Below are 17,595 nucleotides of genomic sequence, written 5' to 3'. Positions count from 1 at the left end.
AAGCGGGATAAAGGTCATGCATGCGTGGACGCGGACACCGCGGCCTGCTTCTCCACGGCCTCGCAACCGGCCTTCCCACGCCGTGGCGCGATCAGCGCGAACACCAGCACGCCCGCCATCAGCACCCCGCTGACCGCGAACCCCAGCGTGAAACCCCGCTCGGCCGGAAAGCCCGTGCTGGTCACCGACGCCGCCACGATCACCGCGCTGACCTGTGTGCCCAGCGACGCCCCCACGGTCCGGATCAGGGTGTTGATCCCGGTCGCGACTCCGGTCTCGCTCAACGGAACCGCGGCCAGCACCAGATTGGCCACCGCCGCGTACGCGAAGCCGAGGCCGATCCCCCGCACGGTCCCGCCCAGATACAGCTGCCACATGGCTTCGTGCTCGAACGCCAGGAACCCGTATCCCAAGCCGGTCAGCACGGCCCCGGCCAGCAGGACCGCCCGCGAGCCGACTCGCCGGTCAAGCAGCCCCGCCGTCATCCCCGCCACGGTCATCCCGATGCTCGCGGGAATCTGTAGCAACGCCGCCTGCGTGGCCGTCCCGCCGAACCCGAACCCGGAACGTTCCGGAAGCTGAACCAGCAGCGGGAAGAGCACGCCTCCCGCCATCAGCGCGTACCCCGACAACAACGACGCCGCGTTGGCCGTCCAGACGCCCCGCTTGCGCATCAGCTTCAGATCGACCAGCGGATCGGCCACTCGCCGCTCCACCACCAGCCAGCAGACGCCCAACAGGACAGCCAGCGCCAGCAGCCCGATCACCCCGGGTGAGGCCCAGCCCCAGTCCATGCCCTGCGTCAGCGCCGTCAACGCCGCGACGAGCCACCCCGCGAACAACACCGCGCCCCACCAGTCGACGCCCGCGCCTTCCTGCGGCGCGGCCGATGGAACGATCCACCACGCCGCCACCAGTCCGGGCACCAACCCCAGCACCGGCACCCACAACAACCATCGCCAGCCCATGTGGTCGATGATCGGCCCGGCGATGCACCACGACACCGCCCCGCCGAGCCCCAGCATCGAGGACATCAGCCCGATCGCCGACGCCGTCCGCTCGGGCGGGAAGACCTCCCGGATGATCGTGTAGGCCAGCGGGAAGACACCCCCGCCCACCCCCGCCAGCACTCGCCCGGCCACCATCACCGGCATCGACCAGGCCGCCGCCGCAATGACCATTCCCACCGTCGCGATCACCACGACGCACAGCAGCACCCGCCGTGGCCCATACAGATCCCCCAGCCGCCCGATCACCGGCGTCGCCACGGCGGCCGACAACGTCATCGCCGTCAGCGCCCAGGCCGCGCCCGCCGCCGTCGTGTGCAAGCCCTCCTGCAACAGCGGCAGGGCAGGCGTCACCACCGCCATCGACAGCGAGTAGGCCATCACCCCCAGAAACGCGAGCAGCGGGACCAGCCCCCGACCGCTCACGCTCCCGCCTCCTCGCATACCCGCCCCAACCCTCTCACGACGGACGAAACGAATCCGGGCCCCCGCCAGGGCCCAACGGCCCTAGGAACGCCGCCTACGGGCTTCCTACGGTCGATGGCATGTCTCGATGCGCCGCGGGCGGTTGCCTGCATCTCCTGTCGTCGTTCGTCTGCCACGTCGACGGCGGCGAGGTGCGGCTTCCCACGTACCCGCGCCGGCTGGTGATCCTGCTGGCGCTCGGCGAGCGCCGGAGAGCACGCCAGCGGGCCGCCGAGGAACTGTGGCCCAACGTCGAGGTCTGCACCGCCAGCCGCAGGTTCCGTTACGCGCTGTGGCAGATCCGCCGGCTGACCGGGGAGGCGATCGTCCGGGCCGGGCAGGACTCGGTGATGCTCGCCGAGGGGGTGCACATCGATGTCACAGCAGCACGAGGGCTCGCCCAGCAGGTGCTGGCCGGCTGCCATATCGACGACTGGGGACCGCTCGGGCTGCCCCTGCTCCCCGAGTCGGACGACGACGAGGTCCACGCCGAACGGCAGCGCTGGGACCGCCTCCGCCTCTTGGCGCTGGAGCGGCTCGCGGTCACGCTCCTCGCCCGGGGAGACGTTCCGGGAGCGATCGCAGTGGCCGACTGCGGGGTGCGGGTCGATCCGCTGAACGAGGGTCCACACCGCATCCTCGCCGAGGCCAACCTGGCCCGGCACGACATGGCGACGGCACGGCGCGTCTATGACGACTACCGTGCCGACCTTCACCATGAGCTCGGCGTCGAGCCGAGTCTTGAGTTCCGCCGCCTCCTCAAGCGGTAGCCGGGCGGGCCCGCAGGCCCGCCCGGCGCGCGTTCAGCTACAGCGGATGCGGATCGGCCTGCTCCAGGTGTGCAGGAGGCTCCCACCCTGCTTGGACAGGATGTGGGTCTTGTAGGTGTACGTGGTCCTCCTGTCACAAGGGATGTTCACGGTCCTGAACTTCCCGCCGACCCAGCGCTGCTGGCCGCCGAGGCGCTGCCATCCCCAGGCGCGGTGCCGCCAGAGGGACGCCGTGTGCACCCAGGTCGCGTTGCACCCGGTCGATTTCACGTTGGCCTTGATACGCCGCCCGGCCTTGAACGGAGCGCCCGCGACGATGTTGCACCGCCGCGCGGCCTGTGCCTCCTCAGCGGCGACGGCCGACGCGACGACCCCGGCTACGGGCACCGCCCGCTCACTCGCCCGTGCCGCGGCGTTCACCGGCTGGGCGATCCCGACGGCGGCCACCGCCGCCATGCCCACCGACGCCAGCTTGTAAAGCTTCATCGAGCCTCCCGTATGGGTTGTTGCTTGGGACAAGCCCGATAAGACAACCCACACGTCCACAGAACGTTTGCGGAGCGTTTGCGGCGAGGACCGCGCCGACGGGGCCGCCTCGGGGGGTTACGGCCACCATCGGCGCGGTCGCGCAGGCTGGAACCGCCCCTCGACGGAGGATGTTGACCAGGCGGCCCCAGCGACCCAGGCGCCGGGGCCGCCGCCCGCCGGTGAGGAATGGCGGACGACGGCCCCGGCCTTTCCGGCGCGGCCGCTCAGGGGGAGGGCGGCCGACCCCTCAACCAGGATTTGGAGCCAACCCCGGAAGAGGCGGGTAGTCGCTTAGCTTGCCCAGGTGTCAGGTATCGGCAGCGTCGGCTGGCTGGGGATGCCGAGGGAGTCTTCGACCAGGGATACGAAGATCTCGGCGTCGTGGAGGAGTTCGTCGGCCTCGCGCGGGGTGACCGCTCGGGGGAGGCCTGCTTCGGCGGCGGCGCGCTTGTCGGCGCCGGCGGCGAAGAAGGCTGCCCATTCACGGAGTGCGGGGTCGGCCTCGGGGAGGAGGACCCAGACGCTGCGCGGACGGCCGCGGCGGTGGGTCTCCAGGGGTTCCTTGGACGCCAGGACCGCCGCGGCGGCGCGCAGGGCGGCAAGGTGGGCACAGACGTAGCGGACGGCGGCCGAGGTCGCCTCGGCCGCTTCGGCCAGGCCCATCCTGGCGGCCTGGAGCTGCCCGACTGCGGTGTGCGCGGGCCTGGGGGCAGGAAGCGGTCGGGGGCGAGGGCCCGGTGGCTGGCTGATCTGGGCGGACGAGTGAACGCCGTGGGCGGTCATCGTTGCGGACATGCCTGTCTCCTTCCGGCTCGGGCCGGTCGGGCGGAGAGCTTCCCCTCACTCCGCCCGACCGTCCGTCCCGTGGACAACCTCCACGGGGACGTCGCCCTGGCGCGGGCCGCGAGTCCCGCACCACGTCGAACATAAGTTCGACGCACTCACAGTAAATCGCCCTGACGGCGATTCGTCAATGCGTTCGAACGCGTGTCGCCGACCTGCACGATTGCACTGGTCAGCGGCACGAGTTCAGTAGAACAGGAGGGTCGGACAATTCGTCATCGCGGGCGGCGGAGGTGGACGGCGACGCCTGTCCCCACCAGCTTCGGGAAGTACTCGGCGACGTGCATCGGCATCCGCACGCAGCCGTGCGAGGCCGGGTACCGGGGCACGTCGAGGGCGCCGTGGAAGGCGATGCCGCCGTTGAAGTAGATCGGGTTGTAGAGCTGTCCGAGCGGCGAGATCTCCCAGCCGGAGGCGCGCCGGCCGGTCTGGAAGTCGCCGGTGCTGGTGGTGGCGTACCGGCAGCGCGCGACGGTGGCGCCGCGGTCCTTGGCGCAGTAGTACTCGCCGGAGCCGGACGAGATGTGCGTGATGAGGGCGGGCTTGCCGTCCTTGTAGACGACCAGGTATTGGCGGCGCAGGTCGACGTCCACGCGGTCGGCCTCGCGGCGCTTGGCCATGGGCTGAGGCGCCTTGGGAGCGTCCAGGGCCGCCCAGAAGGCCTTGCCCACGGTGCTGGTCACCTTGAGCCGGTTGACCTTCTGGAACGCCCAGACGGCCATCTGCGTGCCGATCCCGTACTTGCCGTCCACCCGGCCCGGGTCGTAGTCGAGCTGTTTCAGGCGCTGCTGCAGCTCGCGCACGGCGGCTCCCTTGGCACCCGGCTTCAGTTTGGGGTGTTGGGGTGGGGCTTTCGTCGTCGGCGCGGGGCTGGTCGGCGTGGGGGTGGTCGGTGCCGGCGCGGAGGCGCCGGTGGTCGATCCGTCGGCGGAACAGCCGGCCAGCACGATCACGCCGGCGATCACGATGGTTCGCACGTTCATCGGTCTCCCTCACTCAACCCATGCCCCAGGCCTCCCCTTGGATGCGCGGTCCGGCGGTGAGGTTCGGACACTTTAAGGTTCTGGCCATGCATCCCAACGCCGAACGTGTGACCTCGGCCCTGCGTGCGAGCGGGGCGACGGGCGAGGTCATCGAACTTCCCGAGTCCGCCCCCACCGCCCAGGCGGCCGCCGACCAGCTGGGTTGTGAGATCGGAGCCATCGCCAACAGCCTGATCTTCAACGCGGACGGGGCGCCGCTGCTGGTGCTGACGAGCGGCGCGCACCGGGTCGACACCGCCAGGGTCGCCGCGCTGGTCGGGGCGGAGAAGGTCAAGCGAGCGACGCCCGAGTTCGTCCGGGAGGCCACCGGGCAGCCGATCGGCGGCGTCGCGCCCGTGGGCCACCCCGCCCCGGTCCGCACGCTCGTGGACGTCTGGCTGCAGAAGTACGACCAGGTCTGGGCTGCGGGCGGGCACCCGCACACCGTCTTCCCGACCACGTTCGACGAACTGCTGCGCATCACCGGGGGCGACCCCGCTGAAGTGGGAGACTGACCACGTGAGCACCGAGATCTGGCATAACCCGCGCTGCTCGAAGAGCCGCACCGCCAAGGCCGCGCTCGACGAGGCGGGCGTCGAGTACGTCGAGCGCCGGTACCTGGACGAGCCGCCGACGGCGCAGGAGTTCGCGGCGGTCCTCGACCGGATCGGCGCGGAGCCGTGGGAGGTGGCGCGGCTGACCGAGCCGGTCGCCAAGGAGCTCGGCCTGCGTGACCTCGAACACGACCGGGCGCGGTGGATCGAGATCATGGTCGCCAACCCGGTGCTCATCCAGCGGCCGATCGTGCTGACCGACGGCGGCGCCGTGGTCGCCCGCGACCCGCAATCCGTCCGCAAGGCACTCGACAGCGTGTGATGTCGGTGTGATTCTGGGGAACCGACGGCTGGTTGGGAGGGGCGATGACCGCGGAGATGCGCACCGGCCCGGGCGCGCGCCACTCGGACTTCCGGGGGATCGACCCCGCGGCGCTCAACCAGCTCATCAAGCAGGTCAAGGACGCCGACAACGCGATCAAGAGCTGGCTGAACGGTCACCGGCCGCCATCCGGTGTGTCGGCGGCCGGGTATCGCCAGGCCGACCAGGTCGCCCAGTGGGCCGCCGACCAACTGGGCATGCTGACCCGCCGCTACAACTACGCGATCACGCATCCGGACCAGGGCGGCGGTGTGGACACGCCGCCGGTGCCGCCGTCGCCCGGTACGGGTACGCCCAGCCCCGGTACGCCCGGAGGCGGCGGCACACCCGCGCCGGCCCCTCCGCCGCGCCGCAAGAACACCGTCCCGCGGGGAGCGGGCGACCTCGGCGGCTTCCCGAACCGGCAGGCGGCCCTCAAGGCCGCCAAGGCCGACGCGCTCTCGGTGGCCGGCGCCCTCCAGGACCGCAGGCCGATCCCGGACTCGGTGTGGAGACATCTCAAGGCCAACGCCGACGACCCTGACTACACCGAGAAGCTGTACGAACGGCTCGGCCCGGCCGGGGTGGCCAGCCTGATCGAGGCGGCGAACGGCGACAAGGCGAAGCTCAAGGCGATCCAGGAGGCGCTGGGAATGGCCAGCCACCACATGGCGATGGACGTCAAGTGGTTGCGCGCGCTGCTGGCGGAGGCGGACCGCACAGGGACCCGCCCGCTGGTCGTGCAACTCCTCACCGGTGCCGACGTGACCCAGAAGACCCGTGACGCCATGGCCAAGCTCGGCCTGCACCCGCGTACCCAATCGACATAGCCACCCCAATCGGCATAGGCCACCCCAATCGGCACAGTCACCAATCGGCAAGTGAGGACCTGATGGCCGCTCCGCCGCCCCCTGGCAGCCTCCCGCCGCCCCTGGACGAGGCGGCGGCGGTGAGCCTGCCGCCCACCGAACAGCCCAACCCCCTCTACCGGCAGCTCTACCAGTCGTACGTCGACGCGTACGGCAGCATCGGACAGCTCCGCAAAGCCCTCGACCCTGCGCTGAAGACCCTGCGCGGCACGGACGCGTGGCTCGGCCCGGAGGCCCGGGAGTGGGGTGGCCAGCTCGACGCACGGCGCGGCCATCTGCAGAAGGCCGCCGACCGCATCCTCTGGGACATCTACGACCGCCTGTCCGCCACCCAACGCGTCATCGCCCGCATCTGAACGCCACGGGGCGGTGGGGGCCTAGATAACGCCAAGCGGAGCTTGTCGATGTATTGGGGGGTGGGTGGGGGCTGGCGGGGGTCTACTGTTCTGATCCGTGAGGGAGCCGAAGCTGCGCGAGATCGACGAGCGGGTCTTCCTGCGCCGTCTTAACCCGATTCTCGGCGTCTACGCCGCCGCGATGCGGCCGCCGGCCGAGCAGCTGCCGGGCCGGCACACGATCATGGAACGGCACGCGGCGTACCCCGGGTTCCGGGCCTTCGTGGCCGAACGGCGTGGATCGTTCCTCGCCCCCACCGAGGTCGCCGGCTTCGCGTACGGCTTCCACGGCGCGCGCGGCCAGTGGTGGCACGACGTGGTCCATCAGGCCCTCACCGAGCTCGGCGGCCCGGATCACGCGGCGGAGTGGCTCGACGACCCGTTCGAGGTCGCGGAGCTGCACGTCCATCCGGCGCATCAGGGCCACGGCCTCGGCCGGGCACTGCTGACCTCGCTCTGCCAGGGGCGCCGTGAGCGGACCGTGGTGCTGTCGACGCTGGACCTCAAGCCCGATTCGCCCGCGCGGCGCCTCTATCGGTCGGTGGGCATGGTCGACCTGCTCACGGACTTCGAGTTCCCCGGCGGCGGGCCGCGCTACGCGGTCATGGGGGCGGCGTTCCCGCTGGTGCCGTACGCGGCGGCGTCGAGCAGCCCGTAGACCTCGCGGGTCGCCGTCGACTTGTTGAACGTGATGAAGTGGATGCCGGGGGCGTCCTGCTCCAGCAACTCCTGGCAGAGCTCGGCGGCGTGCTCGATGCCCAGCCGCCGGACGGCCTCCGGGTCGTCCGCGACGGCCTCGAAGCGGGCCCGCACCTCCGGCGGGAACGGCGCGCCGGACAGCTGCTCGGACCGTTCGATCGTGCTCATCTGCGTGACCGGCATGATGCCCGGCAGGATCGGCACGTCACAGCCCTGCGCCACGACCCGGTCGCGGAGCCCGAAGTAGTCCTCGGCGCGGAAGAACATCTGCGTGATCGCGTAGTCGGCGCCCGCCCGGCACTTCTCCACGAAGTAGCGCGTGTCGCTCTCGATGTCGCGTGACCGGGGGTGCTTGTAGGGGAACGCCGCGACACCGACGCTGAAGTCGCCGTACGAACGGATCATCTTGACCAGCTCGGCCGCGTACTCGACGCCGTCGGGGTGCTTGATCCACTCCCCCATCGGGTCGCCCGGCGGGTCGCCGCGCAGGGCCAGGATGTTACGGACGCCCACGGCGGCGAACCGGCCGATGAGGTGGCGCAGCTCGGCCTGGGAGTGGTTGACCGCGGTGAAGTGGGCCACCGGCGTCAGGGTGGTGTCGGTGGCGATCCGCTCGACGATGTCGACGGTCGTGTCGCGGGTGCCGCCGCCGGCCCCGTACGTCACCGATACGAACGTCGGGTGCAGCGACTCCAGCTCGCGGATCGTACGCCAGAGGCTCCGGGCGCCCTTGTCGGTCTTGGGCGGGAAGAACTCGAACGAGAAGGACCGGCCGCCCTCCGCGAGCAGCTCGCGGATGGTCGGTGCTCGGTCCGGGCGTACGCGTCGCATCCCCCCAGACTAGTGGAGGCCCGGCGGCCCCCCGGCGTCGCGGGCGGTGGCCAGATGGATACGATCACGGACATGTCCACCCGGCTCATACGCAAAGAGGTCGATGAGGCCCTTCTGGCCTTCGTTGACCGGCAGCGCCCTGGCCTCCTGGCCATCAGCGACGAGCTGGGTCCCATGTTGTCGGCGCTCGACGCCCTGCTGGCCGGGGGCAAGCGGCTGCGCCCGGCCTTCTGCTACTGGGGCTGGCGCGGCGCCGGCGGGGGCGAGGCGCCCGGCGTCGTGAACGCCGCCGCGTCCCTGGAGCTTCTGCAGGCCAGCGCGCTGATCCACGACGATGTCATGGACTCCAGCGACACCCGCCGGGGCCAGCCGTCCGCGCACCGCCGGTTCGAGGCCATGCACCGTGAGCAGGGCTGGCCGGGTGCGGCCGCGCCGTTCGGCGCGGGCGCCGCGATCCTGCTGGGTGATCTGTGTCTCGCGTGGTCGGGCGAGATGTACGAGTCGAGCGCGCTGGACGCCGACCGCCTGAGCCGGGGCCGTGCCTTCTATGACTTGATGCGCACCGAGGTCATGGCCGGCCAGTATCTCGACATGCTGGAGGGCACCCGCGACACCGGCACGGTCGACACGGCGCTGCGGGTGGTGGAGTACAAGAGCGCGAAGTACACCATCGAGCGGCCGCTGCACATGGGCGCGGCGCTGGCCGGAGCGTCACCCGAGGTCATCGAGGCGCTGAGCGCCTACGGGCGGCCGCTGGGCATCGCGTTCCAGCTCCGGGACGATGTGCTCGGGGTGTTCGGCGACCCGGCCGAGACCGGCAAGCCGGCCGGTGACGATCTTCGTGAGGGCAAGCGCACCGTGCTGGTCGCGCTGACCCTCGAACGGGCGGACGCCGCGGCGGCCGAGGTCGTCCGGCGGCGGCTGGGCGATCCCGCGCTGGACGACGCCGGGGTGGCCGGGCTGCGCGCGATCATCGAGGAGACGGGCGGCCTGGCCGCGTGCGAGGCCATGATCGACCGGTACGCGGCGGAGGCAGGGGCCGCGCTGGACGCCGCCCCGCTGACCGCCGAGGCCCGGGAGGCGCTGGGCGAGCTCACGATCGCCGCCACCGCCCGCCGCGTCTGACCGGCGACCACGCGTCTGACCGGCGGCCCACGCATCTGGCGGGCGACCGCACGCCTCACCGCGATCACATCTCGGGCGCGGGTTTACGCGCACCCAGGAATTGACATGATGTGGCCACTTAGGCCGCTCGGGTAGCACTGTCCCACCATTTGGTGGCAGAAATGTCGCCATGCCCGCCGAAACGCCCCGGATCGGTCCGCTCCCCCAGGACGAATGGAGCGACCTGCTCAAGGTCGTGACCGAGACGACTGGCCCGCTCAACATCTTCACCACGCTCGGCCGCCACCCCGCCTTGTTCGAGTCGTGGATCGGCCTCGGCTCGATGTTGCTCATGAAGGGCACGCTGAGCGCGCGCGACCGCGAGCTGGCCATCCTGCGCACGGCCCACCACCGGTCCTGCGCGTACGAGTGGCACCATCACCACCGGCTGGGCCTGGAGGCGGGGCTGACCGAGGCCGAGATCGCCGCGCTGCGGCTCGACCTCGACGGCCACAGCTGGAGCGCGGACGACCTCATGGTCCTGGCAACCGCCGACGAACTCCACGCACGCGGCACTGTGAGCGACGCCACATGGGCCGACCTGGCAGGCCGGTTCGACGAACGCGAGCTGATCGAGCTCGTGATGCTCATCGGGCACTACCACATGGTGGCGTTCGCGCTGAACGCGCTGCGAGTCCAACCAGAGAAGCCGGATGAGCTGGAAGAGCCGGAAGAAGGCGACTGATGGGCTCCGCCAGAAGACTTTTCGCCGCGGCAGGCACGCTGGCCTCCGTTCTCGCCCTGGTGGCCGTGCCCTCTCCGGCGGAAGCGGCCGGACGGTGTGGCGACCCGGCGCAGCGACCGTGGTGTGACACCTCGCTCGGCCCCGACCAGCGGGCGGGGCTGTTGCTGGCCACGATGACGGTGGACGAGAAGATCGCGCTGATGGCCTCGGACGACCCGATGGGCGGGCCGCTCGGCGGGTTCAGCGAGAACGCGCACGCCGACACCAACGCCGGGATCCCACGCCTGGGCATACCTCCGCTCTACATGGCCGACGGCCCGGCCGGAGTACGGCAGGGCAAGGCCACCCAGCTGCCCGCGCCGATCTCCGTCGCCGCCGGATTCGACCCTGGGGTGGCCCGCCGGTACGGGGCCACGGTGGGCTGGGAGGCCAGGCACCGCGGCAACGACGTGATCTTCGGCCCGACCGTCGACGTCCTGCGGACACCATGGAACGGCCGCACCTTCGAGGCGTTCGGCGAGGACCCGTATCTCTCCGCGACGACCGCCGCGTCCTGGGTCCGCGGCGTGCAGGAGCAGGGCGTGGCCGCCTCGGTCAAGCACCTGGCCGTCTACACCCAGGAGACCGACCGCCTCAGCCTGAACATGAAGGTCGCGCAGCGCACGCTCCGCGAGATCTACCTGCCGCCGTTCGAGGCGGCCGTGAAGGACGGCAAGTCCGGCACTGTGATGTGCGGGTTCGGCCAGCTGAACGGGCGGTGGGCCTGCGAGGACGGGTCGGTCCTCAACAAGATCCTGCGCACCGAGTGGGGCTTCAAGGGATTCGTGCCGTCCGACCACACGGCCGCGCACGACGCCGTGACCGCCGCCAACGGCGGCCTCGACCTGGAGCTGCCGATCGGGCTCAAATTCAACGCCTGGAACCTCAAGTCGGCGATCAGCCAGAAGAAGGTCCCGCAGGCCACGATCGACGGCGCCGCCCGCAACATCCTCCGCACGATGTTCGCGTTCGGGGTCTTCGACCGTGCCGCGTACCCCAACGACCTCACCAGGATCGACCGGACCGCGAGCGAGACCGCCGCGCGACAGGTCGCCGAGGCCGGGATCACCCTGCTCAAGAACGCCGGCGGCACACTGCCGCTGAAGGCACCCAGGTCGGTCGCGCTGATCGGCAAGTCCGCCGACGAGAACCCCAGCGGCTTCGGCTCGGCGCAGGTGCAGCCGTTCGGCGGCGTCACCACGCGCCAGGGGATCACGCGGCGCGCAGGCACGGGCACCAAGGTCACCTACCACGACGGCGCGGACCGGGGCCGGGCTGCCGCGGCGGCCAGGGAGGCCGAGGTCGCGATCGTCTTCGCCGCCGACGGCCAAGGCGAGTTCTTCGACAAGTCATGCCTGACGCTGACCTGCAGCGGCCTGTTCGCGCGCGACCACGACGCGCTGATCTCCGAGGTCGCCAAGGCCAATCCCAACACGATCGTGGTGCTGGAGACCGGCGGTCCCGTGACGGCCCCGTGGGCGGACCAGGTCAAGGGCATCATCGAGGCCTGGTATCCCGGCCAGCAGGGCGGCGACGCGATCGCTCGCGTGCTCTACGGGGACGTCGATCCCGGCGGCCGGCTCCCGGTGAGCTTCCCCGTCCGCGAAAGCGACGCACCGGCTGCGGGCAACCCTGCCCAGTTCCCGGGTGTGAACAAGACCGCGACGTTCTCCGAGGGTGTCTTCGTCGGTTACCGGCACTACGACGCCAAGGGGATCGCGCCGCGCTTCCCGTTCGGGCACGGCCTTTCCTACACCGGCTTCCGCTACAGCAACCTCTCCGTGAGCCCTACCGGCGTACAGGTCACCGTGACCAACACCGGCTCGCGCTCTGGCATCGCCGTACCGCAGCTCTACCTCGGCTTGCCGTCCCCTGGCGTGGACGTCCCACAGCCGCCTCGGCAGCTCAAGGGCTATCACAAGCTCTCCTTGGCGCCTGGCGCGAGCGCACGTGTCACTTTCCCGCTGACCTCGCGTTCCCTGGCCTATTGGAACGACTCGGCGAACGCGTGGAAGGTCGCCCCGGGCTGCTACAAGGCCATGGTCGGCAACTCCTCACGCGACATAGCGCTGACAAGCAGATTCGCCCAGGGGGGAGCTAGCTGCTAGGGAAGATCGGAGATACCCTCACGGCTGTCGGCTGCACGCGGTACAAATGACCCAATCAGGCAATCCATAACTCGTCCCCGCCGAGCCGGAGCCCCCAGTGCCGCAAGATTCCCTTCAAGGGCGGACGCTTCCGCGTCCGTCCCACCCCGACCGGCCGCTGGGGCCGGACGATCCGCGTCGCGTCGGCGACTACGAGCTGCTCGGCCGCCTCGGTGAGGGCGGCCAGGGCGTGGTCTATCTGGGCCGCGCCGAGGACGGCGACCTGGTGACCGTCAAGCTGCTGCGCGGCGGCACGGCCGCCGGCCAGCGGGCGCGCAGCCGGTTCGCCAAGGAGGCCGAGGCCGCCCTGCAGGTGGCCAACCGGCACACGGCCCGGATGCTGGACGCCGACGTGACCGGCGACCGCCCCTACATCGTCAGCGAGTTCGTCGAGGGCCCGTCGCTGCAGCACGTCGTCGAGGAGGACGGCCCCCTGCCGGAGCCGCAGCTCCGGCGGCTGGCGCTGCGCACGGCGGGTGCGCTGGCGGCCATCCACCGGGCGGGCGTCGTGCACCGGCGACTTCAAGCCCGGCAACGTGATGCTCGGGCCCGACGGCGCCAAGGTCATCGACTTCGGCATCGCCCGGATCCCCGACGCGACGCCGATCACCACCGGCCCGGTCGGCACGCCCGCGTACATGGCGCCCGAGCAGATCGAGGACGAGCCCGTCGGGCCGCCGGCGGACGTCTTCTCCTGGGGCGCCACGATGGTGTTCGCCGCCACCGGACGGCCTCCGTTCGGCACGGGGGCGAGCGCGGCGGTCATGCGCCGGGTCACCACGCGCCAGCCCGATCTGGGTGATCTGGATGGCCCGCTCCGTGATCTGGTCGCCCGCTGCCTCGACAAGAACCCTGCCGCCCGGCCTAAGGCCGGGCAGCTCGTCCGGGCGCTGCGCGACAACGAGATGCCCAAGCCCAAGCCGAAGCCCAAGCGCATTCCCGCCTATCGCTGGCGGATGATGGTGGCCCTGGCAGCCGTGATGGCGGCGGGATTCCTCATCGGGATCGTGGGGCTCTAGCCGTTCACCAGTGCGGCGGGCGCTCCTCCAGCAGGCGGTCGTCGTCGCTCCCGCCGCCGCCGCGCCACTCACCCCAGCCGGTGTCGGTGTCGTCAGACGTCTGGTCCGGCAGGATCTCCAGGTCTTCGTCGGCCAGATCGACCGGCCGGTCGTCGTCGGGTCCCAAGGTCATGCACCCATTCTGGTGCATGCCGCGACCTGGTTTCGGCGAACCCCTGCCGTCCGCCGGGTGAACGGATCAGTCCACGGGCGGGAGACGCCGCGCGAACTCGGCCGCCGCGGCGCCGGGGTCGGCGGCCTCGGTCAGCGCGCGGACGACCACGACGCGGCGCGCCCCGGTGGCCAGGACCTGGTCGAGGTTGCCGAGGTCGATCCCGCCGATCGCGAACCAGGGCCGCCCCTCCCGCTGAGCCGCCACGTACTCCAGCAGCTTGGGCCCCGGTGCCTCGCGGCCGGGCTTGGTCGGGGTCGGCCATACCGGCCCGGCACAGAAGTAGTCGACGCCCGGCTCCGTGGCGGCGGCCGTGGCCTGCTCATCGGAGTGGGTGGAACGGCCGATCAGGATGTCCTCGCCCACCATGGCGCGGGCCGCCGGGACGGGCAGGTCGTCCTGGCCTAGGTGCAGCACGTCGGCGTGCACGGTATGCGCGATGTCAGCGCGGTCGTTGACGGCCAGCAGGGCGCCGTGCCGTTCGCAAGCGGCCCGGAACACCCGCAAGTATCCGATCTCCTGCCGCGCCTCCATGCCCTTCTGGCGGAGCTGGACGATGTCCACGCCGTTCGCGAGGACGGCGTCGAGGAACTCCGGCAGATCCCCCTGCCGCTCCCGGGCGTCCATGCAGAGGTAGAGGCGCGCGCGGCTCAGCCGGGCTCGCAATGCGACCGCGCGATCGGAGAGCAGGTGCCTGGACACGGTGCGGGCCGGTTCCTTTCCGGGACGTGGACGCGGGGCCACGCGGACGTCTCCCGCGTGACCCCGCAATCTTGTCACGTCAGACTTCTTCCATGTTTTTAGGACATTTCGGGCGAACGGCGGTCGCGTCCTCGCCAGAGCCCGTCAGAACGCGAGCGCCTGAGCGCGTCTGCGCACCTCGGTGCCCCGGTTCTCGCTGAGCGCCTCGACCGGGGTGCCCGGCAGCGTGTCGTCCGCGGTGAACAACCACCGCAGCGTCGCCACGTCGTCGAAGCCGGCGTCGGAGAGCAACGTCAGCGTGCCGGACAGACCCTTGATGACCTGGCCGTCCTTGATGAACGCCGCGGGGATCGCAGGGCTCCCCTCCCGCCTCACGGCCAGGAGCCTGCGTTCGCTGAGGAGCTGCTTGGTGCGGTTGACCTTGATGCCGAGGCGATCGGTCGCCTCCACGAGGGTGAGCCACTCGCCCACGAGGGCATCGGTCTGGGGATCGAGAGCGTTGTCGACGGTTGCGTGCATCTGCGTCACGCCACCTGCCTACCACGCACGCCGATCCGTCAAACCATCAGACTTTCACCGCCTGGCGAACGGGCACGTCGGGGTCGGCGACGGCCCCGGAGTCGACCGGCGTCCCGGCCGCGATGATCCGCCGGGCCTGTACCAGGTCACGCGGCCTGTCCACGGTCAGGATCGCGTCCAGGCGGTCGCCGGTGAGCCAGCACACGGCCCACTTGTCCGCCGCCGGATCACCTCGGAAGACCATGCGTTCGGCCACCGGGTGGTACCCCGCGTACTGCACCATCTTGCCGAACTGCTCAGACCAGAAGTACGGCGCCGCGTCGTAGCCCGCCTCCTGCCCGAGCAAGCTCGCGGCGGCGACTTCGGGGGCGTTGAGGGCCGTGTCCCAGTGCTCGACGAGCAGTCTCCGGCCGTACCGTCGCGACCACCAGGCGGCACAGTCGCCGACCGCGACGATCTCGGGACGGGCGGTGCGCAGGGACGCGTCCGTGACGACCCCGCCCTCGATCTCCAGCCCGGAACCCGCCAGCCAGCCCACCTCGGGCCGGACGCCGACGCCCACGACGACCTCGTCGGCCGCCACATGATCGCCGTCGGCCAGGAGGAGCCCTCCGTGCTCGATGGCCGCCACCTTGACGCCGGTGCGGAGGTCGATCCCCGCCTCGGCGTACCAGCGCGCGGTCAGGCCGCCCACCTCCGGGCCGACCGCGTTCGCCAGCGGCGTGTCCGCGGCCTCTACCACGGTGACCTCGCAGCCCTTCTTCGCGGCGGTGGTCGCGACCTCGGCGCCGATCCAGCCCGCACCGACGATGACGACGCGGGCGCCCGGGGTCAGTCCGGCGCGCAGGCGGCGGGAGTCGTCGAGGGTGCGCAGCACATGCTGGGGTCCGTCGCCGGGCAAGGTGATCGGGGTCGCGCCGGTGGCGATGACGAGCCCGTCGAACGGCAGGTCGCCCGCGGTGGTCTCCACGGTCCCGCCGCGTCCGGCGTCCAGCCGCAGCGCCGTGGCCCGCTCGCCGAGCAGCAACTCGCAGCGGAGCCCGTCCCAGTCGGCGTCGACGGTGGTGTCGTCGACGTCCCCGGCGAGGACGGCCTTCGACAGTGGAGGCCGGTCGTACGGCTTGTGCCGTTCGGCTGAGATGAGGGTCAGCTCGCCCTCGTACCCCTTGCTCCGCAGGGCCTCCACGGCCCGAACGCCTGCCAGCCCGCCGCCTGCGACGATCACCCTGTCCATGAAGGCAAACCTTAGTCGGCGCACCACGAGGGCAAATGGACGGGTGTCCAGACATATGCGTACATGCAGGAAGACGTACCCTGGAAGGGATCGCGGGAGTCCGGTTCGACCGGGCTGAGAGGGTGGCTGAGGCCGGTGGCGAGACACCGGCCGCATGGGCCGCCGACCGCCAGGACCTGATCCGGATCATGCCGGCGAAGGGAGCGCGAATGGATGTTGTGATCATTGGTGCCGGGGTCATCGGCCTGGCCACCGCGTGGCGTGCCGCCGCCCGCGGCGCCGCCGTCACCCTGGTCGACCCCGACCCGGCGAGCGGATCCTCCTCCGTCGCCGCCGGGATGCTGACACCCGTCAGCGAGCTCACCTACGGCGAGGAACCGCTGCTGCGCCTCGGGCTGGCCTCCAGGGAACGGTACGCGGCGTTCGTCGCCGAACTGGAGGAGCAGACGGGCCACGACACCGGCTATCGCACCGACGGCATCCTCGAGGTGGCCTTCGACTCCGACGATCTCGGCTACCTCGACGATCTGCGGCGTTTCCAGGAGTCGCTCGGCATCCCCATCGAAGCGCTCACCGGCCGCGAGTGCCGCAAGGCCGAGCCGATGCTCGCGCCGGGCGTGCGCGGCGGGCTGCTGGCGCCCGCAGACGGCTCGATCGACCCGCGGCGTCTCACTCCGGCCCTGCGCGCCGCAGGCGAGAAGCTGGGCGTACGGCTCGTACGGCAGCGCGCCACCAGTGTCCTCGTCGAGAACGACACGGCCGTAGGCGTGCGCCTGGAGGACGGCTCGGAGGTCCGGGCCGCCAAGGTGCTGCTGGCCGCCGGGCCGTGGTCGGGCGACATCGAGGGCCTGCCCGCCGGGATCGTTCCAGCCGTACGGCCGGTCAAGGGGCAGGTGATCCGGCTCCGCACCCGCGTGCCGTTCCTGCGGCGTTCCACCCGCGGCCTGGTCAAGGGCTCGTCGATCTACCTCGTGCCGCGCGCGGACGGGGAGATCGTGATCGGCGCCACCCAGGAGGAGATGGGCTTCGACACCCGCGTCACCGCCGGCGGCCTGTGGGAGCTGCTCCGCGACGCCCGCGAGCTGCTGCCCGGCATCACCGAGCTGGAGTTCGCCGAGGTCACCGCCGGCCTGCGGCCCGGCTCGCCGGACAACGCCCCGGTGATGGGCCCGACCGCGCTGCCCGGCTTCTTCGTCGGCACCGGTCACTTCCGCAACGGAATCCTGCTCACCCCGGTCAGCGCCGACATCCTCACCGAAGTGCTGCTGGACGGCACGGTGCCGGACGTCGGCACGCCGTTCACTCCGGATCGTTTCGAGGTGGTCCCATCGTGAAGGTCATCGTCAACGGCGAGGCGCGCGAGCTGCCGGAGGGCGCAAGCGTCGCCGAGGTGGTCGCCACCGTCACCACGGCCGCGTCCGGGGTGGCCGCGGCGCTCAACGACGAGGTCGTCCGCCGGTCCGAGTGGGACGCGACGACGGTACGGGACGCGGATCGGCTTGAGGTGCTGACCGCCGTGCAGGGAGGTTGA

General features: G+C 71.3%; 21 protein-coding genes, 1 pseudogene and 1 riboswitch. Of the genes and pseudogenes, 13 read left to right on the top strand and 9 right to left on the bottom strand.

Translation table 11 applies throughout. The annotated features are described in order from the left end of the window. Window positions 1-14: 14 nt before the first annotated feature. The gene (locus tag ACH34W_RS06270; RefSeq protein ID WP_395959737.1) at window positions 15-1,433 is read right to left on the bottom strand and encodes an MFS transporter; all 1,419 of its coding nucleotides are present in this window, start codon (window positions 1,431-1,433) and stop codon (window positions 15-17) included. A 119-nt stretch (window positions 1,434-1,552) separates the two neighbouring features. Between ACH34W_RS06270 and ACH34W_RS06265 the strand changes: the two genes are divergently transcribed. Continuing rightward, window positions 1,553-2,242 carry a BTAD domain-containing putative transcriptional regulator gene (locus tag ACH34W_RS06265; protein WP_395959736.1) on the top strand — a complete coding sequence of 230 codons (690 nt, stop codon included), beginning with the start codon at window positions 1,553-1,555 and terminating at the stop codon, window positions 2,240-2,242. Between the two features lie 33 nt (window positions 2,243-2,275). On the opposite strand, the gene ACH34W_RS06260 is transcribed toward ACH34W_RS06265, so the two are convergent. The 3 genes from ACH34W_RS06260 to ACH34W_RS06250 form a co-directional block, all read right to left on the bottom strand. Then, window positions 2,276-2,728 (bottom strand): hypothetical protein, encoded by a 453-nt coding sequence (locus ACH34W_RS06260; RefSeq protein WP_395959735.1) that lies wholly within the window; start codon window positions 2,726-2,728, stop codon window positions 2,276-2,278. A 333-nt stretch (window positions 2,729-3,061) separates the two neighbouring features. Then, on the bottom strand, window positions 3,062-3,565 hold the full coding sequence (locus ACH34W_RS06255; RefSeq protein ID WP_225993819.1) for an SAV_6107 family HEPN domain-containing protein: 504 nt from the start codon (window positions 3,563-3,565) through the stop codon (window positions 3,062-3,064). A gap of 263 nt (window positions 3,566-3,828) precedes the next feature. Continuing rightward, window positions 3,829-4,596 (bottom strand): peptidoglycan-binding protein, encoded by a 768-nt coding sequence (locus ACH34W_RS06250; RefSeq protein WP_395959734.1) that lies wholly within the window; start codon window positions 4,594-4,596, stop codon window positions 3,829-3,831. Window positions 4,597-4,682: 86 nt separating this feature from the next. On the opposite strand from ACH34W_RS06250, the gene ACH34W_RS06245 reads away from it, so the two are divergent. The 5 genes from ACH34W_RS06245 (at window position 4,683) to ACH34W_RS06225 (ending at window position 7,472) form a co-directional block, all read left to right on the top strand. Then, on the top strand, window positions 4,683-5,150 hold the full coding sequence (locus ACH34W_RS06245) for a YbaK/EbsC family protein (RefSeq protein WP_395959733.1): 468 nt from the start codon (window positions 4,683-4,685) through the stop codon (window positions 5,148-5,150). A 4-nt stretch (window positions 5,151-5,154) separates the two neighbouring features. Beyond that, on the top strand, window positions 5,155-5,511 hold the full coding sequence (locus tag ACH34W_RS06240; protein WP_395959732.1) for an arsenate reductase family protein: 357 nt from the start codon (window positions 5,155-5,157) through the stop codon (window positions 5,509-5,511). Between the two features lie 44 nt (window positions 5,512-5,555). Then, window positions 5,556-6,380 (top strand): hypothetical protein, encoded by an 825-nt coding sequence (locus ACH34W_RS06235; protein ID WP_395959731.1) that lies wholly within the window; start codon window positions 5,556-5,558, stop codon window positions 6,378-6,380. A gap of 62 nt (window positions 6,381-6,442) precedes the next feature. Further along, window positions 6,443-6,775 (top strand): hypothetical protein, encoded by a 333-nt coding sequence (locus ACH34W_RS06230; protein ID WP_395959730.1) that lies wholly within the window; start codon window positions 6,443-6,445, stop codon window positions 6,773-6,775. 97 nt (window positions 6,776-6,872) lie between these two features. Then, window positions 6,873-7,472 carry a GNAT family N-acetyltransferase gene (locus tag ACH34W_RS06225; protein WP_395959729.1) on the top strand — a complete coding sequence of 200 codons (600 nt, stop codon included), beginning with the start codon at window positions 6,873-6,875 and terminating at the stop codon, window positions 7,470-7,472. On the opposite strand, the gene metF is transcribed toward ACH34W_RS06225, so the two are convergent. After that, window positions 7,409-8,344: a methylenetetrahydrofolate reductase [NAD(P)H] gene (gene metF, locus ACH34W_RS06220; protein WP_395959728.1), complete on the bottom strand. Its 936-nt coding sequence runs from the start codon at window positions 8,342-8,344 to the stop codon at window positions 7,409-7,411. The genes ACH34W_RS06225 and metF overlap by 64 nt on opposite strands. Before the next feature lie 72 nt (window positions 8,345-8,416). Between metF and ACH34W_RS06215 the strand changes: the two genes are divergently transcribed. From ACH34W_RS06215 to ACH34W_RS06195, 5 genes and pseudogenes are all read left to right on the top strand, one after another. After that, the gene (locus tag ACH34W_RS06215; protein ID WP_395959727.1) at window positions 8,417-9,469 is read left to right on the top strand and encodes a polyprenyl synthetase family protein; all 1,053 of its coding nucleotides are present in this window, start codon (window positions 8,417-8,419) and stop codon (window positions 9,467-9,469) included. 169 nt (window positions 9,470-9,638) lie between these two features. Next, the gene (locus ACH34W_RS06210; protein WP_395959726.1) at window positions 9,639-10,193 is read left to right on the top strand and encodes a carboxymuconolactone decarboxylase family protein; all 555 of its coding nucleotides are present in this window, start codon (window positions 9,639-9,641) and stop codon (window positions 10,191-10,193) included. Continuing rightward, on the top strand, window positions 10,193-12,340 hold the full coding sequence (locus ACH34W_RS06205) for a beta-glucosidase (RefSeq protein ID WP_395959725.1): 2,148 nt from the start codon (window positions 10,193-10,195) through the stop codon (window positions 12,338-12,340). The genes ACH34W_RS06210 and ACH34W_RS06205 overlap by 1 nt, the downstream gene beginning before the upstream one ends. A gap of 97 nt (window positions 12,341-12,437) precedes the next feature. Beyond that, window positions 12,438-12,851 (top strand): annotated as a pseudogene (locus ACH34W_RS06200) (protein kinase); the annotation flags it as partial. Between the two features lie 67 nt (window positions 12,852-12,918). Further along, window positions 12,919-13,398: a protein kinase gene (locus tag ACH34W_RS06195; RefSeq protein ID WP_395960056.1), complete on the top strand. Its 480-nt coding sequence runs from the start codon at window positions 12,919-12,921 to the stop codon at window positions 13,396-13,398. 4 nt (window positions 13,399-13,402) lie between these two features. Here ACH34W_RS06195 and ACH34W_RS06190 read toward each other — a convergent pair whose 3' ends face one another. The 4 genes from ACH34W_RS06190 to ACH34W_RS06175 all read right to left on the bottom strand — a co-directional run bounded on the left by ACH34W_RS06190 (window position 13,403) and on the right by ACH34W_RS06175 (window position 16,064). Then, the gene (locus tag ACH34W_RS06190) at window positions 13,403-13,570 is read right to left on the bottom strand and encodes a hypothetical protein (protein WP_395959724.1); all 168 of its coding nucleotides are present in this window, start codon (window positions 13,568-13,570) and stop codon (window positions 13,403-13,405) included. A 66-nt stretch (window positions 13,571-13,636) separates the two neighbouring features. Then, complete coding sequence (gene thiE / locus ACH34W_RS06185; protein WP_395959723.1) at window positions 13,637-14,311, bottom strand: thiamine phosphate synthase; 675 nt, start codon at window positions 14,309-14,311, stop codon at window positions 13,637-13,639. 144 nt (window positions 14,312-14,455) lie between these two features. Continuing rightward, entirely contained in the window at window positions 14,456-14,830 is a 375-nt protein-coding gene (locus ACH34W_RS06180; RefSeq protein WP_395960055.1) for an Rv2175c family DNA-binding protein, read from the bottom strand. A gap of 46 nt (window positions 14,831-14,876) precedes the next feature. Further along, window positions 14,877-16,064 carry an NAD(P)/FAD-dependent oxidoreductase gene (locus ACH34W_RS06175; RefSeq protein ID WP_395959722.1) on the bottom strand — a complete coding sequence of 396 codons (1,188 nt, stop codon included), beginning with the start codon at window positions 16,062-16,064 and terminating at the stop codon, window positions 14,877-14,879. Between the two features lie 82 nt (window positions 16,065-16,146). Continuing rightward, window positions 16,147-16,284: riboswitch (TPP riboswitch) on the top strand. On the opposite strand from ACH34W_RS06175, the gene thiO reads away from it, so the two are divergent. Next, window positions 16,274-17,398 carry a glycine oxidase ThiO gene (gene thiO / locus ACH34W_RS06170; RefSeq protein WP_395959721.1) on the top strand — a complete coding sequence of 375 codons (1,125 nt, stop codon included), beginning with the start codon at window positions 16,274-16,276 and terminating at the stop codon, window positions 17,396-17,398. Its footprint overlaps the riboswitch before it by 11 nt. After that, window positions 17,395-17,595 (top strand): sulfur carrier protein ThiS, encoded by a 201-nt coding sequence (gene thiS / locus ACH34W_RS06165; RefSeq protein ID WP_151566366.1) that lies wholly within the window; start codon window positions 17,395-17,397, stop codon window positions 17,593-17,595. The genes thiO and thiS overlap by 4 nt, the downstream gene beginning before the upstream one ends.

Origin of the sequence: Actinomadura sp. 6N118, from assembly GCF_044326415.1 — a bacterium.
Lineage (GTDB): Bacteria > Actinomycetota > Actinomycetes > Streptosporangiales > Streptosporangiaceae > Spirillospora.
The sequence above is the reverse complement of the archived record's forward strand: the minus strand, read 5'-3'. Positions and strand labels throughout refer to the sequence as shown.

Excerpts from the sequence above, each read along its gene's own strand:
- ACH34W_RS06265 (WP_395959736.1), top strand. The coding sequence starts at position 1,553 with ATGTCTCGATGCGCCGCGGGCGGTTGCCTGCATCTCCTGTCGTCGTTC.
- ACH34W_RS06260 (WP_395959735.1), bottom strand. The coding sequence starts at position 2,728 with ATGAAGCTTTACAAGCTGGCGTCGGTGGGCATGGCGGCGGTGGCCGCC.
- ACH34W_RS06255 (WP_225993819.1), bottom strand. The coding sequence starts at position 3,565 with ATGTCCGCAACGATGACCGCCCACGGCGTTCACTCGTCCGCCCAGATC.
- ACH34W_RS06250 (WP_395959734.1), bottom strand. The coding sequence starts at position 4,596 with ATGAACGTGCGAACCATCGTGATCGCCGGCGTGATCGTGCTGGCCGGC.
- ACH34W_RS06245 (WP_395959733.1), top strand. The coding sequence starts at position 4,683 with ATGCATCCCAACGCCGAACGTGTGACCTCGGCCCTGCGTGCGAGCGGG.
- ACH34W_RS06235 (WP_395959731.1), top strand. The coding sequence starts at position 5,556 with ATGACCGCGGAGATGCGCACCGGCCCGGGCGCGCGCCACTCGGACTTC.
- ACH34W_RS06230 (WP_395959730.1), top strand. The coding sequence starts at position 6,443 with ATGGCCGCTCCGCCGCCCCCTGGCAGCCTCCCGCCGCCCCTGGACGAG.
- metF (WP_395959728.1), bottom strand. The coding sequence starts at position 8,344 with ATGCGACGCGTACGCCCGGACCGAGCACCGACCATCCGCGAGCTGCTC.
- ACH34W_RS06215 (WP_395959727.1), top strand. The coding sequence starts at position 8,417 with ATGTCCACCCGGCTCATACGCAAAGAGGTCGATGAGGCCCTTCTGGCC.
- ACH34W_RS06210 (WP_395959726.1), top strand. The coding sequence starts at position 9,639 with ATGCCCGCCGAAACGCCCCGGATCGGTCCGCTCCCCCAGGACGAATGG.
- ACH34W_RS06205 (WP_395959725.1), top strand. The coding sequence starts at position 10,193 with ATGGGCTCCGCCAGAAGACTTTTCGCCGCGGCAGGCACGCTGGCCTCC.
- ACH34W_RS06195 (WP_395960056.1), top strand. The coding sequence starts at position 12,919 with ATGCTCGGGCCCGACGGCGCCAAGGTCATCGACTTCGGCATCGCCCGG.
- ACH34W_RS06190 (WP_395959724.1), bottom strand. The coding sequence starts at position 13,570 with ATGACCTTGGGACCCGACGACGACCGGCCGGTCGATCTGGCCGACGAA.
- ACH34W_RS06180 (WP_395960055.1), bottom strand. The coding sequence starts at position 14,830 with ATGCACGCAACCGTCGACAACGCTCTCGATCCCCAGACCGATGCCCTC.
- ACH34W_RS06175 (WP_395959722.1), bottom strand. The coding sequence starts at position 16,064 with ATGGACAGGGTGATCGTCGCAGGCGGCGGGCTGGCAGGCGTTCGGGCC.
- thiO (WP_395959721.1), top strand. The coding sequence starts at position 16,274 with ATGGATGTTGTGATCATTGGTGCCGGGGTCATCGGCCTGGCCACCGCG.